Origin of the sequence: Cutibacterium equinum, from assembly GCF_028021195.1 — a bacterium.
GTDB lineage: Bacteria > Actinomycetota > Actinomycetes > Propionibacteriales > Propionibacteriaceae > Cutibacterium > Cutibacterium equinum.
In genome coordinates this window covers 728,397-752,440 of the sequence record NZ_CP115668.1, presented here as the reverse complement: position 1 = coordinate 752,440, position 24,044 = coordinate 728,397, and the positions used below count along the sequence as shown (strand labels likewise).

The window sequence follows — 24,044 nt, the reverse complement described above, 5'->3', positions numbered from 1 at the left end:
CTCATCGCGACTGACGTCGACGCCACCTCTCCTCCATCCGAGCGGTGAACGAGCCCGGATTCGTCTCGCGATTCCTGACCCGTGGTCGACGTCCCCGGCTGCGCGGCATCATGCCCTGGCCCGGCGACAGCAGCACCCCGACCGCCACGGCCATGATGACGAAACCGACAACAGCCAAGAGGCCACTGCTCATCACCACCCCTCCGACGACTCCGGCCAGGCCAAGCACCACCATGGCCGAACCGAGGAGGATCTGCCGGCGACGGGCGCGACGATGACGCATCCGCCGCTGTTCCAGCCCATTGTCGGGGCGACGGGGTGCCGAGGCTTTCCGAGCGAACGATCGGGCAAAGTCAGGATCGTCGGCGGACAGGTATTCCTCAAGCTCGGCAAGGCGCCGCTGCTCCTCTGCTGACAAGGGCATCTCGAACTCCTACCTGGCCTGCCAGGCGGCTGGCGGGCTGAACTCCGTCGTACACGACCAAGTTTACGTCCTCAGTTCTGGCCGCACGCAAGCATGAGTTCCCCCGTCATGCCATACTTCCAAACATGACCACGCTTCGACGTACACCACTGGCGGCCGTACACGAGAGTCTCGGAGCATCCTTCACCGATTTTGCGGGCTGGAACATGCCCGTGCGGTACTCCTCAGACCTGGCTGAACATCACGCCGTCCGCAAGAATGCCGGCATCTTCGACCTGTCCCACATGGGAGAGATCTCGGTCTCGGGGCCTGATGCCGGCAAAGCTCTCGATTACGCCTTGGCAGGCAATCTCTCGGCTGTCGGGCAGGGTCGCGCGAAATACTCCCTCATGTTGACCGAGGATGGGGGTGTCGTCGACGACCTGGTGACCTACCACCTGCCTGACGGTGACTATCTCGTCGTTGCCAATGCAGCCAACGCCGAAACCGATCTGGCAGAGTTCACCACCAGGTGCGCCAACTTCGACGTCACCGTCTCCGACGAGTCAGCCCAGACAGCCCTCGTCGCAGTGCAGGGACCCAAGGCCGTCGACATCGTGCTGGCAGCCCTGGCGAAGGCCGACACCACCCTCAATCCCGAGGAGGTCCGCGACGTCAAGTACTACCGCTGCCTGACCGGACAGCTTGACGGCTCCCGCGTGCTCGTCGCCCGCACCGGATACACCGGCGAGGACGGCTACGAACTCTACGTCGCAGCCGAGGCGGCCGAGCACCTCTGGAATCTCCTCACAGACGCGGGGGGCGACGACCTCACCCCGTGTGGCCTCGCCTGCCGCGACACCCTGCGTCTGGAGGCCGGTATGCCCCTCTACGGCCATGAGCTGGGCACCGACATTCATCCGTCCCAAGCCGGCCTGGGGCGAGTCGTCAGCTTCAAGAAGGAGGGTGACTTCGTCGGTCGTTCCGCCCTCGAAAACCGTGAGGCCACTGACGAGCGCGTGCTGGTTGGTCTGGCCGGCGAGGGGCGTCGCGCCGGACGTGCCGGCTACCCCGTCATGAATGAGGGCCAGGAGGTCGGATCCATCACCTCCGGTGCCCTCTCCCCCACCCTGGGCCACCCCATCGCGATGGCCTTCGTCGATCCTGACGTCGCCGAAGTGGGCACCTCTCTGAGCGTCGACGTGCGAGGCAAGGCCCTCGACGTCACCGTCGTCGAGTTGCCGTTCTACAAGCGTTCCTGACACCAACCGCCCACCCAACCCCGCACAACCTGTGAGGAGCAGACATGGAACTGTCCGATCTCAAGTACTCCCCCGACCACGAGTGGGTCGCCGTTGACGGCGACATCATGACCGTCGGCATCACCGACTACGCCGCCGACGCCCTGGGTGACGTCGTCTTCGTCGACATTCCCGAGACCGGCAGCGACGTCCAGTCCGGGTCGGCCGTCGGCGAGGTCGAGTCCACCAAGTCGGTCTCTGACCTCTTCAGCCCGGTGACCGGAACCGTCTGTGAGGTCAACGAGGCCGTCTCCGAGTCTCCCGAGCTCGTCAACTCCGACCCCTTCGGCCAAGGATGGCTGTTCAAGGTCTCCGGCGGACAGCTCGCTGAGGACCTCATGGACCGCGACGCCTACCTCGAGATCACCACCAAGTGATGATGATGACCGATCACACTGAGCAGCGGCGCGGCCTCAAGGGGCCGCGCCCCTTCTCGAGCCACCACGTCGGGTCTGTCGACGAAGAGCTGCGATACATCGCCGAGACTGTCGGGGTGAGCGACTACGAACAGATCGTTCGCGATGCCATCCCGGCCTCCGTCCTGGACTGCGACGGAAACGGGTCCTCCGTGCGCACCCCGAGCCTGCCTCCGGCCGCCGATGAGACGGCCACCGTGGCCGAACTCGTCGACATCGCACAGCAGAACCGGGTCACCCGCGCCCTCATCGGACGTGGCTACTACGGAACCCTGACCCCGCCAGTCATCCGTCGAAACATTCTGGAGAATCCCTCCTGGTACACCGCCTACACCCCGTACCAGCCGGAGATCTCCCAGGGACGTCTTGAAGTCCTGACGATCTACCAGCAGGTCATCACCGATCTCACCGGTCTGGCTCTGGCGAACTCCTCCCTGCTTGACGAGGCCACTGCGGCCTTCGAGGGGATGCTGTTGGCCCGCCGCGCCGCCCGCAAGGTGAAGTCCAACCGTTTCCTCATCCACACCCACGTCTTCGATCAGGTTCGAGACGTCATCCTCGGTCATGCTGAGGCGGCAGGCATCGAGGTCGTCGAGGCGGACCTGCGCAACCCACAGTCCTGGAAGCCCGAGGTGGAAGCTGGCTGTTTCGGCGTGCTGGCCCCCTACCCGGACAGCACTGGCGCACTGTGGAATCCATCCGAGGTTTTCGAGGCCGTCCACCAGGTCGGCGGCCTCGCCATCGCCGAGTGCGACATCCTGGCTCTGACCCTCATGACCCCGCCGGCAGAACTCGGCGCGGACGTCGCCATCGGCTCCTCGCAGCGCTTCGGCGTCCCGATGGGCAACGGCGGACCGCACGCCGCATTCATGTCGGTGCGCGCCGGTCTGGAGCGTCAGATCCCCGGACGCCTGGTGGGTGTCTCCACCGACGCCGACGGCAATCCTGCCTACCGCCTGGCCCTCCAGACCCGCGAGCAGCACATCCGTCGGGACAAGGCCACCAGCAATATCTGTACCGCTCAGGTGCTCCTTGCCGTCGTCGCCGCTGCCTTCGCCATCTGGCATGGCCCCAAGGGGCTCACCCGAATCGCCACGCAGGTGCGAGATGGCGCTCACCAGCTCGCCTCGGCCCTTCGGGCTGGCGGCCTGGAGGTCTCCGATGAGGTGTTCTTCGACACCATTCGTGTCACCGCCACCGGTGGTGCCAAGGAATTGTGGGACAGGGCCCGTGACGGCGGCTACACCCTCGATCTCGTTGACGAGGACACCCTCCAGATCGCCATCGACGAGACGGTGACCCCTGACGAATTGCGCGAACTCGCCCAACTGCTGGGGGGCGACGCCGACAGCCTCGAGTCTGCCGACGAGGTGTGGCCACAGGATCTGTGCCGCACGAGCGACTTCATGACCCATCCGGTGTTCTCCAGCTACCACACCGAGACCACCATGATGCGCTACCTCAAGAGATTGGCCGATCGTGACTACGGTCTGGATCGCGGCATGATTCCGCTCGGCTCGTGCACCATGAAGCTCAATGCGGCAGCCGAGATGGAGGCCATGACGTGGCCGGCATTCGGCCAGATGCATCCCTTCGCACCGGTAGAGGATCAGGCGGGAAGCCTCAAACTCATCCGTGACCTGGAGATCTGGCTGGCTGAGCTGACCGGCTACGACACCGTCTCCCTGCAGCCCAATGCCGGTTCCCAGGGTGAGTACACCGGCCTGGCGGCCATTCGCGGCTACCACCTGTCGCGCGGGGACACCGAGCGCACTGTGTGCCTCGTCCCGGCCTCGGCTCACGGCACCAACGCGGCGTCGGCGGCCCTGGCTGGTCTCAAGGTCGTCGTCGTCGCGTCCAACGACGATGGCACCATCGACCGAGACGACTTGGCGGCCAAGATTGCCGAGAACGAGGGTCGCGTCGCCGCGATCATGATCACCTATCCGTCGACCCATGGCGTCTACGAGGATGGGGTGCGTCAGGTCTGTGACATGGTTCACGAGGCTGGCGGACAGGTCTACATCGATGGGGCAAACTTCAATGCCTTGGTCGGATGGGGACAGTTCGGCCGTATCGGCGGCGACGTCAGCCACCTCAATCTGCACAAGACCTTCGCCATTCCTCATGGCGGTGGCGGCCCTGGTGTCGGCCCAGTGGCAGCCAAGGCGCACTTGGCTGAATTCCTGCCAGGTCACCCGCTCAATCCGCGCAACGAGCACCCCCTCAATGGTGGCGGGACGGTCACCCATGACGATCACGCTGTCTCGGCAGCCCCGTACGGATCGGTCTCAGTGCTCCCCATTTCCTGGGCCTACCTGCGACTCATGGGACTTGAGGGCCTGCAGTTCGCCACCGAGGTGGCGGTTCTCAACGCCAACTACATCGCGCACCGCATTCAGGACACCATCCCGGTCCTCTACACCGGTCAGAACGGTTACGTGGCCCACGAGTGCATCCTTGACCTGCGACCACTGACCGCCGAGACAGGGATCACCGTCGACGACGTCGCCAAACGTCTCATCGACTACGGTTTCCACGCCCCGACGATGAGCTTCCCGGTTGCCGGAACCCTCATGGTCGAACCAACCGAGTCGGAGGACCTCGCCGAACTGGACCGCTTCTGCGACGCCATGCTGGCGATCGTCGAGGAGGCCCGTATGGTGCAATCGGGCCACTGGCCGGCCGACGACAACCCGCTCGTCAATGCCCCGCACCCGGCAGCCCGCCTGGTGGCTGACGAGTGGAATCATCCGTACTCTCGCGAGTTGGGCTGCTACCCCGGTATGCGTCTGGGTGTGCAACGCGACCAGCAGCGCGGGTTGGACGTCGCCGCCTTCACCCGAATCCAGGCCAAGTACTGGCCCCCGGTGGGCCGAGTCGACAACGCCTACGGAGATCGTCACTTGGTGTGTACGTGTCCACCTCCCGAGGCGTTCGAGGACTGAGTGACCTCAGAACTGGCCGGGGCCCCATCCCATTGGTGGATCGGGCCCCGGCCAGTTGTTTGTCGCAGCGAGGACCAGCCTCGCGGCGTGTGAGTCAGACGGCTTCCTGCGGGATCACCCTGCCGAGCCCCAGGAGGAGGGCACGGGTGGACTTCTCAGCAGTGTCGGGATCGCTCATGGTGATGGCATCGAGGATGTCGCGATGCTGGACCAGGTTGGCGCGATCCTCATCGGTCAGCTCTCGGTCCTCGTGCTGTTCGACAAGCCAGGTGAGCAGCATCGCGACGTGAGCGACGTACAAGGGGTTGCGCGTGGCCGCAAGAAGGCCACGGTGGAAGGCGTGGTCGTGATGGGCGAAGGCCTTCGAGTCGCCGTTGCGAATGGCCTCCGTCATGCCAGACACGGCGTCCTGCAGCAACTTGAGGTCCGCACCGTCGGCGCGCTCGGCCGCCAGACGAGCCGCAGCGGGTTCCAGCGCGATGCGCAGTTCGTTCGTCCAGCCCATTTCCTGTTCACGCTTGTTGCCGGACATGTGCCAGTGCACCACTTTGGGGGACAGCACGTCCCACTGGTGGGGTGGCAACACCGTCACACCCACGTGACGCCGGGAGCGCACGAGGTTCAGGGACTCGAGAATCTTGACTGCTTCGCGACAGACGGAACGGGACGCTCCCGACTCCTGCTCGATGTCCTCCAACCGGAGCACGTCACCGCTTTGAAGGTCACCGTCGACGATGCGGGCCCCCAAACGGCTTGCAACCGATGAAGCGAGGAATTCCTGAGGCATGGGAGGAACGATAACGCATGTCCTGCCACGAGGCCTGATTTCGCTTGGTAAAGCTCACCAATCGAGATCTCAAGTGCCGTTTAACAACGTTTTTCACCCCACTCATAGGATGTTTACAGCCTGCCGGGGCGAGTTTTCTTTACGTCGCAAGGCACCTATTTCGACGCAATGGTCACTGCGAAGTCATCGCCTGGTGAGCCTCCCTGACGATCTGCCTCATGGCCTCCGCAGCCGCCTCTGGATCGTGGGTGGCAACCGCGTCCGCAATGCTGCGGTGGAATCCAATCGCCTCCTGCTTGGGTTGGAAGGGCATGAGGTGAGTACGACCTTCCAAAACCGCAGCAATGACCTTGACGTGGGATGCGACGAGCGGGTTGTGAGAAGCCTGCAGCAACGTGGTGTGAAAATCGATGTCGCAGCGCAGATATTCGTCAAGGTCACCATCGACGGCGGCCGAGATCATCCCCGTGACGGCCAGGGCCAGCGTCGTCATCTCTTCCCGAGTAGCTCGCTGGGCGGCCAATTCAGCAGCCAGGGGCTCGACGGCTGACCTCAGCTCGCTGATCCAGGTGATTTCCTCGTCCCTCCTTGGGCCGGCCAGGAACCACTCGATGACAGCGGGGGAACTGACGTCCCACTCCGATTCATCGGTGACGACAATGCCAATCCGGCGCCGGGCACGCACCATGTGGAGAGCTTCAAGAAGCTTGACGGCCTCCCGGGTGACAGACCTGGACACTCCGAATTCTGCGTCAAGTTCCTCCAGCCGCATGGCCGTTCCGGGAGCGACATCGCCACTGACGATACGGGCCCCGATGACGTTCGAGACCGTCATGGCCATGGAGGAGTCTGACACGGGTACAACCCTACCGATGCCAGCCTCGCGCACCTGTCGAGGACTGCCCCCATGGCCATCTCCTTGAGATGTGAGTTCAACTCATACACCCCTATACAGATCTGATCTCAACGCGTACACTCGGTTGAGTCAACGACGACCGAGACTTCTGAAGGGAGCTTCATGAGTGTCATCCCACCCCTGCACCGCGTGCCACCAATAGTTGTCATGGGTGTGGCTGGAGCTGGCAAGACGGACATCGGCACCATGCTTGCCACACGCCTTGACGTGGACTTCATGGACGGCGACGACCTCCACCCCCAGGCCAACATCGACAAGATGGCTTCTGGCCATCCCCTCAATGACGACGACCGGCGCCCTTGGTTGGCAAACATCGCAGCCTGGCTCAGTGAGCACACTGGCGAGGGAGCTGTCGTGGCCTGCTCGGCCCTCAAGCGCATGTACCGCGATCAACTGAGGCAAGCCTGCCCGGACGTCGTGTTCATCCACCTCGCCGGCGATCGTGAGGTCGTCACCGAGCGGGTCACGGCTCGAGCCGGTCACTTCATGCCAGCCAGCCTCGTCGACTCCCAGTACGCCACCCTCGAACCCCTTACCCCCGACGAGGTCGGCATCACCCTCAATTTCGACGCATCCCGAGACGAACTCACCGACGAGGCAGCCACCTGGGTGGCCAGCCTCGAATGACACCACACCGCCAGACTCAAGGAGGAGTCCATGCCCGTCATCCTCGAGACAACAGCCGGCACCGGCCAGTTGATCGCGGCAGCCGTCATCGGCTTCGCCGTCATCATCATCCTCATCACCAAGTTCAAGCTCCATCCCTTCCTCTCCCTGACGATCGGCGCCCTGGCCGTCGGTGCCATCGCCCGGCTCTCCCTTGCCCAGATGCTCGACGCCTACTCCACGGGAGTGGGATCGACGGTCGCGTCAGTAGGCGTCCTCATCGCCCTGGGCGCAATCATCGGCAAATTGCTGGCCGACTCCGGTGGCGCCGACGAGATCGTCGACACCTTGGTGTCCAAGGCCTCTCCCGCCAGCCTGCCGTGGGCCATGGCCCTCATTGGTGCCGTCATCGGCCTGCCCATGTTCTTCGAGATCGGCCTGGTGCTGCTGGTTCCCGTCATCGTGCTGGTCACCCGCCGGTCCAAGTTGCCCCTCATGAGGATCGCCATCCCTGCCTTGGCTGGTCTGTCGACGATGCATGCCCTCGTCCCACCGCATCCTGGCCCACTGGCAGCCATCGGCCTGTTGAAGGCCGACCTCGGGATCACTCTCGGCCTGGGCGTCCTCATTGCCATCCCGACGGTTGTCGTCGCCGGTCCGCTCTTCTCCCACCTGGCTGCCCGCTGGGTACCCGTCGACGCGCCTGACCTCTTCCTCAACTCTGACGAGAACGGACGCTCCGGTATCGCCCCCAGCCACCCGAAGTTCTCGATCACTCTCATGACCGTCCTACTGCCCGTCATCCTCATGATGGGCAAGGCTCTCGCCGACATTTTCGCCGCGAAGGGGACGGTCGTCCGTAATGTCCTGGATTTCCTGGGGCAGCCAATGTTTGCCCTGCTGCTGACCACCCTGCTGGCAATTTTCACCTTGGGCAAGGCGTCTGGCATGGACACCGAGGCCATCAGTGACAGCATCGGGGCCTCCCTTCCCCCGATCGCTGGCATCCTCCTCATCGTGGCCGCCGGCGGTGGCTTCAAGCAGATCCTCGTCGACACCGGCATTGCCAAACTATTGGCCAATGGCATCACCGGATCGTCGATCTCCCCGCTGCTGATGGCCTGGCTGGTCGCCGTCGTCATCAGGTTGGCGACCGGATCGGCAACCGTGGCAACCGTCACCGCCGCGGGCATCCTGGAACCGGTGGCCACCACCTTGCCGCCCACCCATGCTGCCCTGCTGGTATTGGCCATCGGGTGTGGTTCAGTCTTCTTCTCCCACGTCAATGACGCCGGCTTCTGGCTCATCAAGGAGTATTTCGGCATCTCCGTGGGCGAGAACATCAAGAGCTGGTCGGCCATGGAGACGGTGCTGTCGGTCTGTGGACTGCTGCTCGTGCTCCTGGTCTCCGTCATCGTCTGACCACGACGCACGACCTACGATGGCCGGCCCCCACCACGGGGACCGGCCATCGCGTCAGTGTGTGAGGACTCACTGCTCCTGGGCGTCGCCTGAGCCGACCTGAGCCTGGTCGACCGTGGAGTCAATGGTGGTCGAGCCATGCTTGATCTCCACCTTGCGCGGCTTGGCAGCCTCGGCAACCGGGATCGTCAAGGTCAACACACCATCGGTGTACTCGGCCGTGATCCGATCGGTGGCCAGTCCGTGCCCAAGGGTGAGCTGACGAGCAAAGATACCCATGGCACGCTCACGGGAGAGCCACTGCACCTCCTGGGTCACCTTGGCCGCGCGCTCGGCGCGGATGGTCAGGGTGCGGTCATCAACGTCGATGTCGATGGACTCCGGGGAAACCCCCGGAAGGTCCACGGCCACGATGTAGTTGTCGCCGTCGCGGTAGAGGTCCATGGGAACCGCCACAGCCGCCGGCGTCCTGGTGACGTCGGAGAGCAGACGATCCATCTCACGGAATGGGTCAAAGTTACGAGCCATGTCAACACTCCTACGGATTCAGCAGTTTCCTGCCCCGACTCAGTCTGAGTCGTTATGACTCAAGTTTAACCATGAGTCACATCGACTCAACAATAGAATTGAGCGCAGTTCGCTCAGGGCTCACGTGTCCTGGACGCCGTTGTGTCTCCGATTGATGTGCCGGCCGTTGGTGAGGAAGGGAACTGCGACGTCGCAGAACTCGTCCCCCTTGGTGATGTGGGTGCGGTGACCACCCTCAATGGTGACCATGCGAGCATCCGGCAGAGCATCCACCACATCGCGCAACCGATCCTGACGCAGGTATGACGACTTGCCTCCCCCGATGACCAAAACTGGCATGGTCATTCGGGCCAATCCGTCCCACCACTGTGGATGGGGCTTGAGCAATTCGCGGCTGACCTTCCACACCATCTTGGGATCGAACTTCTTGCGTCCCGCCAGAGCCGCCACCTCCAAGGCCAGCGCGTCGGCGTATCTCTTCATGGGCGCGGGGTCCTGACGCTCCCGTCTCAGCACGGGCATGTCCTCCAGCAGCACGCGATCGAATCGTTCCGGCTGACGTTGGGCAACCATCGACGACACCAGGGCACCCAGGGAGTGGCCCACCAGGGCGCATTTCTCAACACCACGAGCGTCCATCTGATCGATGACGTCGGTGACGAAGGCATCAAGGGGGTAGCCAGTGCCGGCTCCGCGACGGGTGCCAATGGGGCCGTGACCCAGCAGGGACAACTGATGGACCGGTACTTTCTCGATGTTGAATGCCAGCACCAGCCCACCCCAGGTGGTTGGCGAACTGGTGATTCCATGGACAGCGACGACAGGAAGATCCGTGTTCACCTCTGGCACGATACCTGCGGTCAAAATGTCGACCTCACAACCACAGGAAGCACTGACACATGGGAACGGTTCACATCCTCGGCGACGAACTCGTGGCTCTGGCTGCCGCCTTGAGATTGGCCCGGATCGGCCACGACGTCACCATCGTCACCTCCTCTCCCCGGTGGCGAGCCGACGCACAACGTCCGCTGGCCCCCGAGATTGGCGCCACCCTCGAATTGCCCTCCGCATGGCGAGACCTCTTCGCGAAATCCGGACGCGCCATGGAGGCCGAACTGGCTGCGATCAATCTGGATCTGGTCGAGGAACCTGGCCGTCACCTGCGGGCAGGCGATGAGACCGTGACGATGCCCACGGAACGGGCAGCGCAGATCCATGCCGTGCGGGACCGCTACGGGCAGGACACCGCGAACACATGGCGTGAGGTCCTTAACCACGCCGACACCGTCTGGCAGGCCCGCCGCCGCAATGGGGTCGAGAACGCCGTCACCTTGCGCCCCGGCCCTCTCCCGCAACCCCTACCCGTCGACCTGTGTTCGCCGCTTGCTGAACTGTCGGCAGATGAGACCCAGCTCGCCGTGACGCGAGTCTTCGGATGCTGGAACCTCGTCGGCCCTCACGGCCCCACCGACCTTCAGCCCTTGTTGGACCTCCTCGATCACAGGCTGACCAAACGCGCAGTGACGATCGACCCGGCCCCCACATCAACACCGGACGCCGTCATCGACACCATCCCCCCAACCCCTCGCCGGTCCTGGTGGCACCGGGCACCCCAAGCTTGGTCCGCCCCCACCGTCACCGTCACCACGAGCGACGAGCCGCCCGCATCCACCGGCATGGACCACACCATGGAGTGGAAACCCGAAGGGCTCATCGAGACCTGGACCTGGTGGGACGGCACCCACACGCACCGCATCTGCCACGATCACACCCACCCCGTCGCGGACCCCACCATGGGCACCGTGTGGTCGGCATGGCGGGATCGTCCCCCCATGACGTGGAGCCAGCACGGATCGATTCCAACCTTGCCCGCGTCCCCGGCCTCCCACGGGGGTCCGGAACCCTGGGCGCGGCTGCTGACCGGAGCGCTGGCGACCTATCTGGTCCACGAACGTCTCACCGGGGAGGACATCCGCCCCACCAACAAGGCCATCGGGGCGGCGGGCCGTCCGCGACGAAGTCACGGTTCCACGAATGGGGGCTTCGCGCGTAAGCTTGTGCGTTAGCCCCGCGACACCGCGTCCGAGGCAGACTCTCGTGAAGGACGACTTTGACCGAACACGACACTTCGACCCCTGACCCTCGCGTTGTGGAAGCTGAGATCGCCAAGGAACAGGCCCATGTCGACCGGGTCCGTGCTCAGCTGGAGATCGACGAGAACAAGGCTCGCATGCTGGCCGAGGCTGGCCAGGACATGTACCGCTCTGATCGCACCAGTTGGGTCCGCGAAGAGGACGGCACAGCGATGTTCGAGCGCGACGCCTTCTCCTACAACGCAGCCAAGAGGCTGGCAATCCTCGATGCCGAACACGAGGGTCTGGTCTTCGGTCGACTGGACCTCACTGACGATGACGAAGTGCGTCACATTGGGCGGATCGGCGTGCGCGACGCCAATTACGAAGCCCTCGTCATCGACTGGCGTGCCCGAGCCGCCGAGCCCTTCTATCGCGCCACCCCGTCCGATCCGATGGGTGTCATCCGTCGTCGCGTACTGCGCTGCCGGGACGACAAGGTGCTTGGCATTGAGGACGACCTGCTGGATGCCACCTCACAGGCTGACCTGCCAATCGTCGGGGAGGGAGCCCTCATGGCCGCCCTCTCCCGGGCCCGCGACACCCGGATGCACTCCATCGTCTCGACCATCCAGGCTGAACAGGACGAGGCCATCCGTGCCCCCTACCAGGGCGTGACGAGGATCATGGGCGGGCCAGGAACCGGCAAGACGGTCGTCGCCCTGCATCGCGCCGCCTTCTTGCTGTACTCCCACCGAACCCGACTGGAGAACGGTGGGGTGATCGTCATCGGACCGTCCTCAGTCTTCATGAGCTACATCGAGCGGGTGCTGCCCAGCCTCGGCGAGGACTCCGTCACCCTCCGCTCGGTCGGCCAGGTCCCCTCTGACATCCTGGGGTTCTCCTCCGATCACCTCGACGAGCCCCGCACAGCCAACATCAAGGGCAGTCTCGACATGGTCGATGTCTTGACCCGGCTGGTCACCATGCCACTGTCGGCCGATCCAGAGGCGATGCGTCTTCGAGTCACGGTCAAGGGTGAGGTACTCACCCTTGACCCGGACACCCTGGCCTCCACCCGCCATCGCATCCTCAAACGCAACCGGTACAACGACGGTCGCGAGGCTGCTGAGGCCTCACTCAAGGATCAGCTGTGGAACAGCCTTCCCGATGACGTCATCGCCGCCCACGACCTGACCAAGGAGCACTTCGACGACCTGGTTTCCTCCCAGGCCTCCTGGCGGATGTTCCTCAACGCGTGGTGGCCGAGCCTGTCAGCCACCGACGTCTTGGCCCGGCTGGCCGACCCGGCGGTCGCTGAAGCCGTCGCCCCGGAATGGGACGACCAGACTCGTCAGCTCATCGTCAACTCCATTCCCACCGAGGTGGACCGACGAGGGCACCGTCGCTGGTCGGTGGCCGACATGGCCCTGCTGGACGAATTGGCCGCCATCCTGGGTCCGGTTCCCCCCGAGCCTGACGCGGAGGACCCCGTCTTCATCGAGGGCGGAGACACCGCGGAACTGGTCACCGTGAGTGACCGTCTCAGTGATGCTCGACAGATCGACGAGGACGAGCCTCGCAACACCTATGCCCACGTTCTCGTTGACGAGGCCCAGGACATCTCGCCAATGCAGTGGCGCATGATTGGACGACGGGGCCCACAGGCCTCCTGGACGATCGTCGGGGACCCGGCTCAGGCGGCTTTCCCCCACCACGACCAGACCCGGACGGCCATCGATGAGCTGGTCGGCAACGCCCCCTCCCGCACCTTCACGTTGACGAAGAATTACCGTTCCCCGGCAGAAGTGTTCAATCTTGCCGCCGAGGTCGTCGTCACCGTCCAGCCCGACGCCGACCTTCCCCAGGCGGTGCGCTCGGTGGGAGTTGAGCCCACCGTGGTGCGAACCGACGACCTGTGGGCGCAAGTACGCTCTCAGCTTGACCAGATGCTTCAGGAGGTTGACGGGACGATCGGTCTGGTGTGCCCGGACAGCTTGGTCGACCAGGCTCGCATCCTCGCCACGGACCCGCGGATCATCCCGGTGACGACGATGGAGGCCAAGGGACTCGAGTACGACGGCGCAGTCGTCGTCGATCCGGAGCGCATCGTCTCCGAAACGGGGAATGCCACTGGTGGTGTCCGGATGCTCTACGTCGCCCTCACCCGGGCCACCCAGCGCCTCGCGGTCGTCGGCCTCAGACAGCCGGAGTCGCCTCAGACCGTGCAGGCAGACCATCCGCATGCGGGCGGCACCGGGCGAACATGGTCCGATGCCCTGTGGACCCACGAGACCCGTTGACAGTGAACTGGTGACGGCCGGGGGGCGCCACTGCCGAGACGTTCACAGCACCCGGCCTCGTGTACCACGTCTGGACTCGTTTGACGTCGTCACAGCGCTCTATGCTGGCTCCATGTTCCCCTTTGACCCGTCCGCTCCGGTCAGCGCTGACTTTCGAGAGGCTGTGAGCGCGAGAATCTCCTCTTTCCTCGATGAGGAGAAGGTGGTTGTCGACGCCATCGGTGCCGAGTTGTCGCCTGTTCTTGACGCGTGCCGCGACTACACCGGTGGGGGCAAGAGACTTCGTCCTGCGTTCTGCTACTGGGGCCATGTGGCCGCCGCAGGGCAGCCTGACGAGCCCAGCGGGCTGTTGCAGGCCGCGGCCAGCCTCGAACTGTTGCACGTATCGGCCCTGGTTCACGACGATCTCATGGACCACTCCGACACCCGGCGTGGCCTGCCGTCGGTGCATCGTCGCTTCGAGGCCGCTCATGCCGAGGCCAAGGGTGGCGGCCCCTCCGAACAATTCGGGTTCGACATCGCCATCCTGCTGGGTGACCTGCTGATGATGTGGTCTGCCCAGATGTTCACCTCGGCGCCCCTGGATGCCGGCACACTGGCAGCCGCGACGCCTCTCCTGGACGCCATGCGCACCGAGGTCACCTGCGGCCAGGTCCTCGACGTCACCTCTCAATCGGGGATGGCGGGGTCGGGCTGTGAGTCAGCCCTTGATCTTGTCGGCCGGGTCGTGGAGTACAAGTGCGCCTCCTACACCGTGGTGCGCCCCTGCCAGATCGGGGTGGCGCTGGCAGGCGGTTCGGATGGCCTCCAGCAGGCCATGGCCGATTTCGGCTCCCCCATCGGGCGAGCTTTCCAGTACCGCGATGACCTGCTCGGTATCTTCGGTGACGCCGAGCTCACCGGCAAGCCGGCCGGGGATGATCTGCGAGAAGGCAAGCGCACGGTCCTCGTCGCCCATGCCCTCAACCAGGCTGACGCCAAGGACGCAGCACGATTGGAGGGATTCCTCAATCGCCCCGACCTCGACGACTCCGACGTGGCCGTGGCCCGCCGCATCATTGAGACCAGCGGGGCCAAGGATGCCGTCGAGTCAACCATCGACGAGTGCCATCGGCGCGCTGTGGCAGCACTGGACAACGCTGAGATGACCGAGGATGGCAGGACCGCTCTGCGCGAGCTGGCCCGCCAGTGCGTCGAGCGCCGCTTCTGAGGCAGTTGCCCCAGACCAGCGACGGAGCCGTCACGAGGGAGCTGGGGACCCCTGACGACGGGCGACAGTCACGAGTGCGGCCTGAGGACTCGCCGGGTCGCGCTGCGATCCGCTCGTGGAGACTGCGCATACACTTCGAGGTGGGCCGCACACCCTTCTTCCCCGACCGTGCGTGAGGCGTAATCGTGACCATGACCATGAGCACTGACCCCTTGGTGGGCCACATCCTCGAGGGTCGCTACGAGATCGTGTCCAAAATCGCTCGTGGCGGGATGGCGACCGTGTATCGAGCCCAGGATTTGTGCCTTCCTCGCATCGTCGCGGTCAAGGTCATGCACGAGGGACTCGACGCGGAACTCGCGGAGCGATTCGATTCCGAGGCCAAAGCTGCAGCCCGGCTCGTCAATCCCCATGTCGTGTCCGTCTTCGATCAGGGGATGGACGGGGATCGTCCCTTCATCGTCATGGAATATGTGCCTGGGTGCACCTTGCGTCACATCATCACCCAACAGGCGCCGCTGACCCCGGTGCGCGCCCTTGATCTCCTCGAGCCGGTGGTGTCTGCCCTGGCCAGCGCGCACGAGGACGGGATGGTGCATCGCGACGTCAAACCCGAGAACGTCCTCATCTCCGACCGCGGCCAGATCAAGGTGGCTGACTTCGGCTTGGCGCGTGCCGTCGGCAATCAGACGATGTCGGCGACCTCCGGGCAGCTCATCGGCACGGTGTCCTACATTCCGCCCGAACGGGTGACACGAGGCAGTTCGGACGAGCGCTCGGACATCTACTCCGCCGGCATCGTGTTGTTCGAGATGCTCACCGGCCACAAACCTCATACCGGGGACTCCCCCATTCAGGTGGCGTGGGCCCACGTCAACAAGGACGTCCCCCTTCCCTCCCAGTATCTGGCCAATGGCACCCGCGCTGAACGTGACATCGCATGGCTCATCCCGAGCTACCTTGACGGTCTGGTGCGTGCTTGTACATCGCGCGACCCAGCCATGCGTCCTTCCAATGGACGAGCCCTTCTCGACCTGATGCGTCGCGTTCGCCACGCCCTGTCGACCGGACACACTGACGACCCGGCTCTGGCTGCCCTGCAGTCAGGTGTGTCCCGTCCCAGTGTCGTCATCACCGATCCCGTGACCAACGCCCCCCAGGGATCCACTGATCGGGCCACCCGCCGCAGCGAGCCGATTCATCCGGGAACGGCAGTGTTACCGACGCGGTCGCGCAGCAGCGCCACACCAGCGTCCCCACGAACCCCCGTTTGGACGCCGAATTCTCCGTTGTCACCGACGGACCCACGCCCTGCTTCACGACCGGGCCGAGCCGTCTCTCCCACCAACCACACTCGGCGACGGACGCCGTATCGACCCACCAACCAGCCGTCCTCCCACTCCAGATTGGCCCAGGACGCCGTCCATCGCCGTCGTCGCGGGGTCCTTGCGACCGTCTTCATCGTCCTGGTGACGGTGCTGTGCGCGTACTTGGTCTTCCATTTCGCGTCCTCCCAGTACTCCGCCAGCGAGCTTCCTCGCACACCATCGGTCGCGCAAACAGATCACAGCGAATCATTCGGGTTGCACGCCTTCTCACAAGAGATTTGACGCCATTTCGGGTTGCATGAAGAAGATTCTCCCGCGTATCATGTGATTCGTGGTTGGGTTTCGTTCATCGCGCCTTGCTGTGCCTGCTCTTCTTCTCATGGCTGCCCTCTGGGGATCGACCCTGGTCGTCATGAAGGGCGCCTATGCCCGCATGAGCCCAGAAAACCTGCTCGCCTGTCGTTTTGCCCTCGCGGCCGCTGCTTTCGGGGTCTTCTTTCCCAAGGCTTGGCGTACCGACACGCGCACCATCGTCAAGGGAGCCATCCTTGGTGTCCTCTTCGCTGGTGGTCAGTTGCTCCAGTCCATCGGGCTGAGCAGCACCCAGGCCGCCACGAACGGATTCATCGCCAGCTTGTACGTCGTCTTCACCCCGCTTCTGGCGGCCGTCATCTTCCGCAAGAAGGTGTCGCGTGCCGTCTGGGGAGCTGTCGGCCTGGCGACGGTCGGTATGGGGGTGCTGGCCCTTGACCCGTCCTCCCTGAGCAGCGGGTTCGGCGGTATCGGCCAGTTGCTGACCTTGGCCTCGGCCTTGGCCTACGCCGGCCACATCGTCGCGACCGGACGTTTCGCCAACCCGTCGAATGTCGCGTCGCTGGGCCTCTACCAGACCATCACCGTCGCCATCGTCTGCACCATTGCAGCCTTGCCCACTGGTCTGAGCGTTCCCACGCACATGCAGGATTGGCTCGCCCTGGCCTACCTGGCCATCATCTGCGGCACCTTGACGACCTTCATGCAGAGCTGGGGACAGGCCCGCGTGGAGTCAACCCGCGCCGCCGTCATCATGTGCACCGAGCCGCTGTGGGGAGCCGTCTTCGCCATCGGTTTCGGCGGAGAGACGCTCACCGCCCGCATCATCATCGGCGGGATGGCCATCCTGGCTGCCATGGCGCTGGTTGTTTGCCCGCCGCGTCGTCGTCGCGGTGTATCTCAACCCCACAGCGAACCCCCGGCGTCCCAGGTCGATCCGGCCTGGGCTCCGAGGTTCGGCATGGACCGAATGCTGTGAGTCGTCTACTGAAGGTCAGTCCTCGGGAACGTCCCAGGGCTGGCCGCCTCGTAGATCGTGGAACGTGGTCGCAACCATCTCCTGGTGACGGTCGAAGGACAACTGCCAACCTCGCTCGTTGAGCAGGCCCTCGTGGATGAGGAACCCATGACGGGCACCCACGGATCGTGCGAAGTCGAGGGTCTCCTTCATGGCCGCCCACGGACCATGGGCTGGGCACGCCAGCACGTCAACTCCGCGTGGAGTCTCGTCCAGCTCGTCTCCAGGATGGAAGAGGATGGTACCGAGTCCCTCACCGATGAGATAGCCGACATTGCCGATCGGATCCAGATCCCGATGGATGATGGCGTGACGGCCACCCACAGCCTCGATCCTCACCTCACCGAGCTGTACGACGTCACCCGGGGCAATGGGGTCGGCGTCAAGGGCAGGAACCTCATGGCAGGCTCCCTCCTCAGCGCGCACGACAGCCCCAGAGTTGGCGTCGACCAAAGCGCCGATGTGCTCGGGATCGACGTGATCCGGGTGGCGATGGGTGACGAGGATCGCGTCCAGGTCGGTCAGCCCGTGCCAGGACTGGCTGAAATTACCGGGGTCAACGAGGATCCGCTGCCCGGCTGCTTCGACGAGGATGCAGGAGTGTCCCAGATGCGTGATTCTCATGTGTCCAGTGTTTCGCCGCCGTCAGCCAGCGGCAACCAGTTGTGCGATATTCGTGGTTGAACTGGCTGACCTCGACCCCTCACAGATCGATGCCGCGGAACCGAGCCAGCGGGCTGACGGCGTGGCGCTTGAGACGACCATCGGCCAACCTCTCGGCAATCATGAAAGCCAGTTCCAGGGATTGGTTGCGGTTCAGACGCGGGTCACAAGCAGTTTCGTAACGATTCGCCAGGTCGGCCTCGGCGAGCTTGTCGATGCCTCCCAAACACTCCGTGACGTCGTCACCAGTCAACTCGATGTGCACGCCACCAGGCCAGGTACCCAGCTCTTCGTGAACATCGAAGAAGCCGTTGACCTCATCACAGACATCCGCGAAAGAGCGAGTCTTGTAGCCGTTGTCGGCCTCGAAGGTGTTGCCGTGCATCGGGTCACAGCTCCACACCACCTTGCGACCGGTGGCCTCCACCGCCTCGATGACCTTCGGCAGGGTGGTACGCACGGCCTTGCTGCCCATCCGGGTGATGAAGGTGAGACGACCAGGTTCATGGTCGGGATCAAGAGCCTCGGCAATGGCTACGGCGTCCTCCCCCGTCGTCGTCGGGCCGAGCTTGACCCCCAGCGGATTGCGCACATGGCGCAGGAACTCGACGTGGGCACCGTCGAGCTGGCGAGTCCGCTCCCCGATCCACAACAGGTGCCCCGAGCAGTCGTAAGGCTGTTGGGAGCGCGAGTCGATCCTCGTCATGGCGTGCTCGTAGTCGAGCAGCAGGGCCTCGTGGCTGGCGTAGAAGTCGACGGTAGCCAGCTGATCGTCGTCGAGGCCACAGGCCATCATGAAGACCAGGGCCCGCTCGATCTCCGATGCCAGTGCCTCATATCGGGCCTCGACGTTGGAGCTACGCACGAAGTCGGCATTCCACGCATGAATGCCACGCAGGTCAGCAAAACCACCGGTGGCGAAGGCCCGCACCAGGTTCAGGGTCGCTGCTGACGCGTTGTACACCCCGACCAGACGCTTCGGGTCGTGCACCCGCGCCTCCGGGGTGAAGTCAAACCCGTTGACAGCATCGCCCCGGTAGGTGGGCAGGGTGAGGCCTCCTCGGGTCTCGGTGTCCTTGGAACGCGGTTTGGCGTACTGCCCGGCAATGCGACCCACCTTGACCACAGGAAGCTGGCCAGCGTAGGTCATGACGGCCGCCATCGACAGCAGCACGCGCAGTTTGCCCTTGATGTTGTCGGCGTTGACCCCGGCGAAGGTCTCCGCGCAGTCGCCGCCTTGCAGCAGGAAGGCGTCTCGGTTGGCCACGGCTGCCAGATGCGCGCGAAGGTCGTCGCACTCCCCCGCGAAAACCAGCGGGGGCAAGCTGCGAAGTTGCTCGATCACCTCGGCCGCCACCTGGGGATCGGGATAATTGGGCTGCTGGACCCGTGGCAGGGCGTTGAGGACCTCAAGACTGGGAACGCTCTGGGACATGGCCGGGAGTCTACTTGCCATCATCGCCATCGCCGGTTCCACTTCACGCAGGGATGGACTTCACGGTGTCATGCACCTGGCCCCGCGGCTTCCATGTGTTCACCGGCCCGGACGAATGTCGTGCTCGGCCAGCCGATCGGCCAGCGAGGCCTTGCGGGCTTGCAGCTGCGCTGCCAATCGGGCCTTCTCCTCCTCGCGGGCCAGCTCCTCGGCGTCACGGGCGCTCTCCTGCCGCAGACGTTCCTGCTCAACCTGACGGAGCCTCTTGCGATCCCTTCTCAGCTTGCGCATGTGAGACAACCAGATGAGTGGGCGGGGCCGCAGATCTCCGCGCACCGCTGGATGGTCCCGGTAGGTCAATCCCGTCAGTTCACACAGCGCCAGGGCAATGTCGTCAGCTGCCGCCCTCACGACAGCGTGAGAGTGCGGGGTGGCGGCGTGCCGAGACAGATCCACCGGGCTGCCAAGAACAAGGTTTCCGTCGGCGACGTGAGCTGGCACGACGAGAGCCCCGGCATCCAGCGCCAACCGGGCGACGTCAACGTCAACGCGATGAATTTGGCCCGCCCAGCTGCGCAACCCCTCAGGGGCCATGACGACGACGTATCCCTGAGCCAGGTGCTCTCGCGCCTCAGCGTGGAAGTGCGAACCCTTGGCGCGACGTCCCGACATCCGGTAGACCTTCCGGTTCGTTGCCGACAGGCACTGCTGTGCCGTCACCAGATCTGCACGACGATGCAGGTGAACCGCAACAATCACGGGGTGGGAGGGCAGGGGTTGACCCGTGACCTCGCCATGGGATCGGCGCAACCAGTTCATACGATCAGGCCTTCGTCACGCGGGGCGGGGGCACGGGCTTGCCGCCGGGTCGGGGTTTGACGAACTTCGAGACATCCTTGCCCTTGAGGTTGCCGTGCTTGACCCGGAAGCCATACACGTCGACATACCCCTGCCCCGTGAGGTCGCTGATCGCCCCCATCACCTCATCGGTGACCCAGCGCAGCACCGCGGTCTCGTCAGCGCGATCGTCCAACACGTCAAAATGCATGGGCTTGCCGAAGACGATCGTCGGGTGATCCAACAACGGGATCCCGAGGACCTTGCGCCTCACCGTGGTCCCGCTGATACCCACCGGCACGACCGGAGCCCCCGACCCCAGGGTCATCCGAGCGACACCCGTCTTCCCCTTGTACAGCCGACCATCGGGAGAGCGCGTCCCCTCCGGGAAGATACCGACCAGGCCACCCTCTGCGAGTCGGCGTTCCACCGGCCCCATGGCATTGACGCTGGTGCGCCCGCCCGAACGATCCAGCGGCACCTGATCGACGGCGCGCAGGAACCAGGCGACAACCTTCGACCCGAATCCCCGGTCCCCGGCGAAGAGCTCCTTCTTGGCCGGATAGGTGAGTTTCCGGTCAATCATGGACGCCACGATGACAGGGTCGAGAGTCGCAATGTGGTTACAAGCCAGAATCACCCCGCCCTCGGTGGGTATGTTGTCCTCACCGATGACACGGGGGTGCCAGAGGGCTCGCACTCCCGGCGCGAAGAGCGCATACTTGAAGAACTCGTACCACATGGGGCCTCCTCGGCGACCAAGCCTAGCGGCACCTCGGATCCCCTGACAGGTGGAGGGATGATGGAAAGCGACGGCGAGGACGTCGATGCAGCCTTCGAGGAGCTCATCGCTCGCGAATTCGGGGAGGTCATCACCGCCCCTGGTCGTCCTCGCCCTCAGGACCGACCGGTACGGCGCGCCCCGGCCCCAGTCCCTCCTGAACCGGAACCCGATCTTGACCAGATCGATGATCCCTTACCCGTCGAACCACCGCCGCCACCGAGCCCGGCCACGAAGGTCGGGCTCATCCTGCTGGCGATCTGCATCTTCACAGTCTTGTTGTCCATGGGAGGTGTCAACGTCCCGGCAACGGCGCTCATCCTGGCCATCACCTCAGGAGGAGCCGGAGTGGGCCTACTGATCTGGCGGGCCATCACCCGACGAGAACGCGACGACGACGGCCCGTGGGGCAATCACTCCCGACTGTAGCCGCTCAATTGTCACGGGCGACGGGCCCGCCGAGAGTCTCAGCGAGAGTTTGGCGCGGGGTGCGTCGTGGCCGACGAACAGCAGTGCGTCGGCGCGGCCAGAAACCGCGCGCCAGACCGGGAGGCTCGTTGATGGAGTGGCGAGCCAGATCGGCAGCGCCAATGATCCCTGCGTCATTGCCGAAATGAGCTTTCTGGATGTCGGCCATGGGCCGGAATCCGCGACCGGTGAGGGTCCGGGCGTACACCGTGCGAGCGGGTTCGAGCAGCAGGTCCCCGGCAGCGCTGACGCCACCGCCGATGACGAAGAGATCGGGGTCGAGGGCCGCAGCAAGGTTGGCCATGCCACGACCCAACCAGATACCGATATCGGCTATGAGTTCGATGGCCATCCGGTCTCCGTCGACGCCTGCGCGGGTGACGTCGGGGCCGACAAGGTTCTCAGGATTGCGATCGGCGACATAGGACAACAGGTTCTGAGCCCCGGGAGCACCCTCGGCCAGCAGGGCGCGCGCATCCCTGACAAGTGAGTTCCCGGAGGCGTATTGCTCCCAACAACCACGGTTTCCACACGGGCACCAGTGACCGTCAGGAACAACCGTCATGTGGCCGAATTCGCCGGCCATGCCATAACGGCCTCGGAACATCCGACCGTTGATGACCAGTGCGCCACCAATGCCTGTTCCCAGGGTGAGACACACCATGACTCTCGATCCCTTGCCGGCCCCGAAACGGAACTCGGCCCAGGCGGCTGCGTTGGCGTCGTTGTCGACCAGAACAGGGATGGTGATGCGTTGAGAAAGACGATCCCGCAGTGGCTCGTTTCGCCATGCCAGGTGCGGGGAAAAACGCACGACCGATTGCTCGGTGTCTATCCAGCCCGCAGCACCAATGCCGACGGCGCCTATCGGCAGGCCGTGGGACAACTCCCGGACTGATTCGACGATCGCGTCTTCGACGGCCTCCGGACTGTGCGAGGGAGTCGGGCGCTGGATCTGTCGAAGGATCTGGCCACTTTCATCCACGACACCGGCAGCGACCTTCGTGCCGCCGATGTCTATACCGACACTGAGCACGGAGGATCAGCCGAAGCGGCGCGCGCCTTGGTAGGAGCTATGGTGCGCCAGGTCGGAAATCTTGATACCGGTACGCGGGTTGGAGGCATGGACGTACTTGCCACCACCGATGTACATGCCGACGTGGGTGATTCCCGGGTAGAAGAAGACCAGGTCGCCCGGCTGCAAGTCGGACGTCGCCACGGGGCGGCCCGCCGCGTACTGAGCGGCTGCGGTACGGGGCAGACCGACGCCAGCCTTGCTCCACGAAACCATCATGAGACCGGAGCAGTCATACCCGGTCGGCCCGGTTCCGCCCCAGATGTAAGGCTTGCCAATCTGAGCCATCGCGAAATTGATGGCGGTCTGAGCGCGCGAAGAGACCCCTTGTGCGGGGGCCTGGATCGCGGCCTGGCCACCCTTGGCGCTGGCAGCTACCGGCTGGGTCGGCTGGCCAGTGAAACGTGGCGCAGCTCGGGACACGACGCTGGCGGTCGCAGCCGCCGCTTCGGCAGCCCGACGGCGCTCAAGCTCGGCACGCTGCTGAGCGGTGAGACGGTCGACGACCGCCTTGGCCTCCTGCTCCTTCTTCTTGGCCTCAGCCAACAGTTTGGCCTGCTGATCACGCTGAGCCTTGATGGTGGCTCGATCAGCCTGGGCCTGCGACTTCAGGGAAGCCAACCGAGCCTGCTCGGCCTGGAAACCCTGGAACTGCTCAGTGGTGCGATCAGTGACGTTCTGGACAGTCGCCAGCTTGGACAGGAACTGGCTGGAGTCACCGCTGGTCACGAGCTGAGTGGTCGTCGAGACGCCACCGCCGCTGCGGTAGTCGCTCAGAGCGACGCGGCCGAGAGCCTGACGCATCGCCGCCACCTTGGCAGACTGTGCGTTGAGGTCCTTCTGGGAACGATTGAGATCCTTCTGGGCCTCGTCGAGAGCCGCCTGGGCCTTGGTGTAGTCCTCCTGCACCTTGGCGGTCTGCTCGTCGAGCTGGGCCAGACGAGTCTTCGCCTGATTGATGGGGTCGGGAGTTGCCTGAGCGCCAGGCCCAATCGATGCCACGGTGCCGAGAATGATTGCCCCCGTCATCGCAGCCACTGCGACGCCACGTCGAGGGGTGCCACCACTCATCTGAGAAGCTCCAAGCCTGCGCTCCACTGTCTACCCTTCACCATCACCTGACCGGCCTGATCGCATCATAACGCGATTCGACCGAATCATCCGTCCAGCCGTGATTTGGTCGTCGAGCCAGGACCATCCCTGCCGACTAAGAGA

The 24,044-nt window shown here is 64.4% G+C and carries 22 protein-coding genes; 11 read left to right on the top strand and 11 right to left on the bottom strand.

Translation table 11 applies throughout. The features are described from left to right. Window position 1: 1 nt before the first annotated feature. A complete protein-coding gene (locus O6R08_RS03430) occupies window positions 2–424 on the bottom strand; it encodes a DUF3040 domain-containing protein (RefSeq protein ID WP_271418748.1) in 423 nt (140 codons plus the stop codon). 125 nt (window positions 425–549) lie between these two features. Here O6R08_RS03430 and gcvT point away from each other — a divergent pair, with 125 nt between their 5' ends. Genes gcvT through gcvP form a run of 3 tightly spaced genes read left to right on the top strand, consistent with a single transcriptional unit; the run spans window position 550 to window position 5,068 of the window. Continuing rightward, on the top strand, window positions 550–1,665 hold the full coding sequence (gcvT, locus tag O6R08_RS03425) for a glycine cleavage system aminomethyltransferase GcvT (RefSeq protein WP_271418747.1): 1,116 nt from the start codon (window positions 550–552) through the stop codon (window positions 1,663–1,665). Window positions 1,666–1,709: 44 nt separating this feature from the next. Then, complete coding sequence (gene gcvH / locus O6R08_RS03420; RefSeq protein ID WP_271418746.1) at window positions 1,710–2,081, top strand: glycine cleavage system protein GcvH; 372 nt, start codon at window positions 1,710–1,712, stop codon at window positions 2,079–2,081. Then, complete coding sequence (gene gcvP, locus O6R08_RS03415; protein ID WP_271418745.1) at window positions 2,081–5,068, top strand: aminomethyl-transferring glycine dehydrogenase; 2,988 nt, start codon at window positions 2,081–2,083, stop codon at window positions 5,066–5,068. Before gcvH ends, gcvP begins: the two co-directional genes overlap by 1 nt. 94 nt (window positions 5,069–5,162) lie before the next feature. Here the strand turns inward: gcvP and O6R08_RS03410 are convergent, their stop codons facing one another. Both O6R08_RS03410 and O6R08_RS03405 read right to left on the bottom strand, forming a co-directional pair. Then, complete coding sequence (locus O6R08_RS03410) at window positions 5,163–5,855, bottom strand: FadR/GntR family transcriptional regulator (RefSeq protein ID WP_271418744.1); 693 nt, start codon at window positions 5,853–5,855, stop codon at window positions 5,163–5,165. 172 nt (window positions 5,856–6,027) lie between these two features. Next, window positions 6,028–6,696 carry a FadR/GntR family transcriptional regulator gene (locus tag O6R08_RS03405; protein ID WP_271419208.1) on the bottom strand — a complete coding sequence of 223 codons (669 nt, stop codon included), beginning with the start codon at window positions 6,694–6,696 and terminating at the stop codon, window positions 6,028–6,030. A gap of 177 nt (window positions 6,697–6,873) precedes the next feature. Between O6R08_RS03405 and O6R08_RS03400 the strand changes: the two genes are divergently transcribed. After that, window positions 6,874–7,398 carry a gluconokinase gene (locus tag O6R08_RS03400; RefSeq protein ID WP_271418743.1) on the top strand — a complete coding sequence of 175 codons (525 nt, stop codon included), beginning with the start codon at window positions 6,874–6,876 and terminating at the stop codon, window positions 7,396–7,398. A gap of 30 nt (window positions 7,399–7,428) precedes the next feature. Next, on the top strand, window positions 7,429–8,799 hold the full coding sequence (locus tag O6R08_RS03395) for a GntT/GntP/DsdX family permease (RefSeq protein ID WP_271418742.1): 1,371 nt from the start codon (window positions 7,429–7,431) through the stop codon (window positions 8,797–8,799). 69 nt (window positions 8,800–8,868) lie between these two features. On the opposite strand, the gene O6R08_RS03390 is transcribed toward O6R08_RS03395, so the two are convergent. Both O6R08_RS03390 and O6R08_RS03385 read right to left on the bottom strand, forming a co-directional pair. Beyond that, entirely contained in the window at window positions 8,869–9,327 is a 459-nt protein-coding gene (locus tag O6R08_RS03390) for an Hsp20/alpha crystallin family protein (RefSeq protein ID WP_271418741.1), read from the bottom strand. A gap of 120 nt (window positions 9,328–9,447) precedes the next feature. Next, window positions 9,448–10,176 carry an alpha/beta fold hydrolase gene (locus O6R08_RS03385; protein WP_271418740.1) on the bottom strand — a complete coding sequence of 243 codons (729 nt, stop codon included), beginning with the start codon at window positions 10,174–10,176 and terminating at the stop codon, window positions 9,448–9,450. Between the two features lie 50 nt (window positions 10,177–10,226). Between O6R08_RS03385 and O6R08_RS03380 the strand changes: the two genes are divergently transcribed. The 5 genes from O6R08_RS03380 to O6R08_RS03360 all read left to right on the top strand — a co-directional run bounded on the left by O6R08_RS03380 (window position 10,227) and on the right by O6R08_RS03360 (window position 17,531). After that, a complete protein-coding gene (locus tag O6R08_RS03380; protein WP_271418739.1) occupies window positions 10,227–11,393 on the top strand; it encodes a carotenoid dehydrogenase in 1,167 nt (388 codons plus the stop codon). Window positions 11,394–11,476: 83 nt separating this feature from the next. Then, window positions 11,477–13,702: a HelD family protein gene (locus O6R08_RS03375; RefSeq protein ID WP_271418738.1), complete on the top strand. Its 2,226-nt coding sequence runs from the start codon at window positions 11,477–11,479 to the stop codon at window positions 13,700–13,702. Window positions 13,703–13,814: 112 nt separating this feature from the next. After that, window positions 13,815–14,912: a polyprenyl synthetase family protein gene (locus tag O6R08_RS03370; protein WP_271418737.1), complete on the top strand. Its 1,098-nt coding sequence runs from the start codon at window positions 13,815–13,817 to the stop codon at window positions 14,910–14,912. A gap of 191 nt (window positions 14,913–15,103) precedes the next feature. Continuing rightward, window positions 15,104–16,522: a protein kinase domain-containing protein gene (locus tag O6R08_RS03365; RefSeq protein WP_271418736.1), complete on the top strand. Its 1,419-nt coding sequence runs from the start codon at window positions 15,104–15,106 to the stop codon at window positions 16,520–16,522. A gap of 97 nt (window positions 16,523–16,619) precedes the next feature. Further along, complete coding sequence (locus O6R08_RS03360; protein ID WP_271418735.1) at window positions 16,620–17,531, top strand: DMT family transporter; 912 nt, start codon at window positions 16,620–16,622, stop codon at window positions 17,529–17,531. Window positions 17,532–17,546: 15 nt separating this feature from the next. Here the strand turns inward: O6R08_RS03360 and O6R08_RS03355 are convergent, their stop codons facing one another. The 4 genes from O6R08_RS03355 to O6R08_RS03340 all read right to left on the bottom strand — a co-directional run bounded on the left by O6R08_RS03355 (window position 17,547) and on the right by O6R08_RS03340 (window position 21,247). Next, a complete protein-coding gene (locus tag O6R08_RS03355; RefSeq protein ID WP_271418734.1) occupies window positions 17,547–18,194 on the bottom strand; it encodes an MBL fold metallo-hydrolase in 648 nt (215 codons plus the stop codon). 79 nt (window positions 18,195–18,273) lie between these two features. After that, window positions 18,274–19,692 carry a class II 3-deoxy-7-phosphoheptulonate synthase gene (locus O6R08_RS03350; protein ID WP_271419207.1) on the bottom strand — a complete coding sequence of 473 codons (1,419 nt, stop codon included), beginning with the start codon at window positions 19,690–19,692 and terminating at the stop codon, window positions 18,274–18,276. Between the two features lie 75 nt (window positions 19,693–19,767). Then, window positions 19,768–20,340, bottom strand: coding sequence for a 1-acyl-sn-glycerol-3-phosphate acyltransferase (locus tag O6R08_RS03345; protein ID WP_271419206.1), 573 nt, complete (start codon window positions 20,338–20,340; stop codon window positions 19,768–19,770). A 151-nt stretch (window positions 20,341–20,491) separates the two neighbouring features. Then, window positions 20,492–21,247, bottom strand: a complete 756-nt coding sequence (locus O6R08_RS03340; protein ID WP_271418733.1) for a lysophospholipid acyltransferase family protein — start codon at window positions 21,245–21,247, stop codon at window positions 20,492–20,494. Window positions 21,248–21,307: 60 nt separating this feature from the next. Between O6R08_RS03340 and O6R08_RS03335 the strand changes: the two genes are divergently transcribed. Further along, entirely contained in the window at window positions 21,308–21,715 is a 408-nt protein-coding gene (locus tag O6R08_RS03335) for a hypothetical protein (protein ID WP_271419205.1), read from the top strand. Between the two features lie 4 nt (window positions 21,716–21,719). Here the strand turns inward: O6R08_RS03335 and O6R08_RS03330 are convergent, their stop codons facing one another. Next, complete coding sequence (locus tag O6R08_RS03330) at window positions 21,720–22,790, bottom strand: ROK family glucokinase (protein WP_271418732.1); 1,071 nt, start codon at window positions 22,788–22,790, stop codon at window positions 21,720–21,722. 6 nt (window positions 22,791–22,796) lie between these two features. Next, window positions 22,797–23,900, bottom strand: a complete 1,104-nt coding sequence (locus O6R08_RS03325; protein WP_271418731.1) for a C40 family peptidase — start codon at window positions 23,898–23,900, stop codon at window positions 22,797–22,799. Between the last annotated feature and the right edge of the window lie 144 nt (window positions 23,901–24,044).

Coding starts and splice junctions, on each gene's coding strand:
- O6R08_RS03430 (WP_271418748.1), bottom strand. CDS start 424: ATGCCCTTGTCAGCAGAGGAGCAGCGGCGCCTTGCCGAGCTTGAGGAA.
- gcvT (WP_271418747.1), top strand. CDS start 550: ATGACCACGCTTCGACGTACACCACTGGCGGCCGTACACGAGAGTCTC.
- gcvH (WP_271418746.1), top strand. CDS start 1,710: ATGGAACTGTCCGATCTCAAGTACTCCCCCGACCACGAGTGGGTCGCC.
- gcvP (WP_271418745.1), top strand. CDS start 2,081: ATGATGATGACCGATCACACTGAGCAGCGGCGCGGCCTCAAGGGGCCG.
- O6R08_RS03410 (WP_271418744.1), bottom strand. CDS start 5,855: ATGCCTCAGGAATTCCTCGCTTCATCGGTTGCAAGCCGTTTGGGGGCC.
- O6R08_RS03405 (WP_271419208.1), bottom strand. CDS start 6,696: ATGGCCATGACGGTCTCGAACGTCATCGGGGCCCGTATCGTCAGTGGC.
- O6R08_RS03400 (WP_271418743.1), top strand. CDS start 6,874: ATGAGTGTCATCCCACCCCTGCACCGCGTGCCACCAATAGTTGTCATG.
- O6R08_RS03395 (WP_271418742.1), top strand. CDS start 7,429: ATGCCCGTCATCCTCGAGACAACAGCCGGCACCGGCCAGTTGATCGCG.
- O6R08_RS03390 (WP_271418741.1), bottom strand. CDS start 9,327: ATGGCTCGTAACTTTGACCCATTCCGTGAGATGGATCGTCTGCTCTCC.
- O6R08_RS03380 (WP_271418739.1), top strand. CDS start 10,227: ATGGGAACGGTTCACATCCTCGGCGACGAACTCGTGGCTCTGGCTGCC.
- O6R08_RS03370 (WP_271418737.1), top strand. CDS start 13,815: ATGTTCCCCTTTGACCCGTCCGCTCCGGTCAGCGCTGACTTTCGAGAG.
- O6R08_RS03365 (WP_271418736.1), top strand. CDS start 15,104: ATGACCATGAGCACTGACCCCTTGGTGGGCCACATCCTCGAGGGTCGC.
- O6R08_RS03360 (WP_271418735.1), top strand. CDS start 16,620: ATGGCTGCCCTCTGGGGATCGACCCTGGTCGTCATGAAGGGCGCCTAT.
- O6R08_RS03355 (WP_271418734.1), bottom strand. CDS start 18,194: ATGAGAATCACGCATCTGGGACACTCCTGCATCCTCGTCGAAGCAGCC.
- O6R08_RS03350 (WP_271419207.1), bottom strand. CDS start 19,692: ATGATGGCAAGTAGACTCCCGGCCATGTCCCAGAGCGTTCCCAGTCTT.
- O6R08_RS03345 (WP_271419206.1), bottom strand. CDS start 20,340: ATGTCGGGACGTCGCGCCAAGGGTTCGCACTTCCACGCTGAGGCGCGA.
- O6R08_RS03340 (WP_271418733.1), bottom strand. CDS start 21,247: ATGTGGTACGAGTTCTTCAAGTATGCGCTCTTCGCGCCGGGAGTGCGA.
- O6R08_RS03335 (WP_271419205.1), top strand. CDS start 21,308: ATGGAAAGCGACGGCGAGGACGTCGATGCAGCCTTCGAGGAGCTCATC.
- O6R08_RS03325 (WP_271418731.1), bottom strand. CDS start 23,900: ATGAGTGGTGGCACCCCTCGACGTGGCGTCGCAGTGGCTGCGATGACG.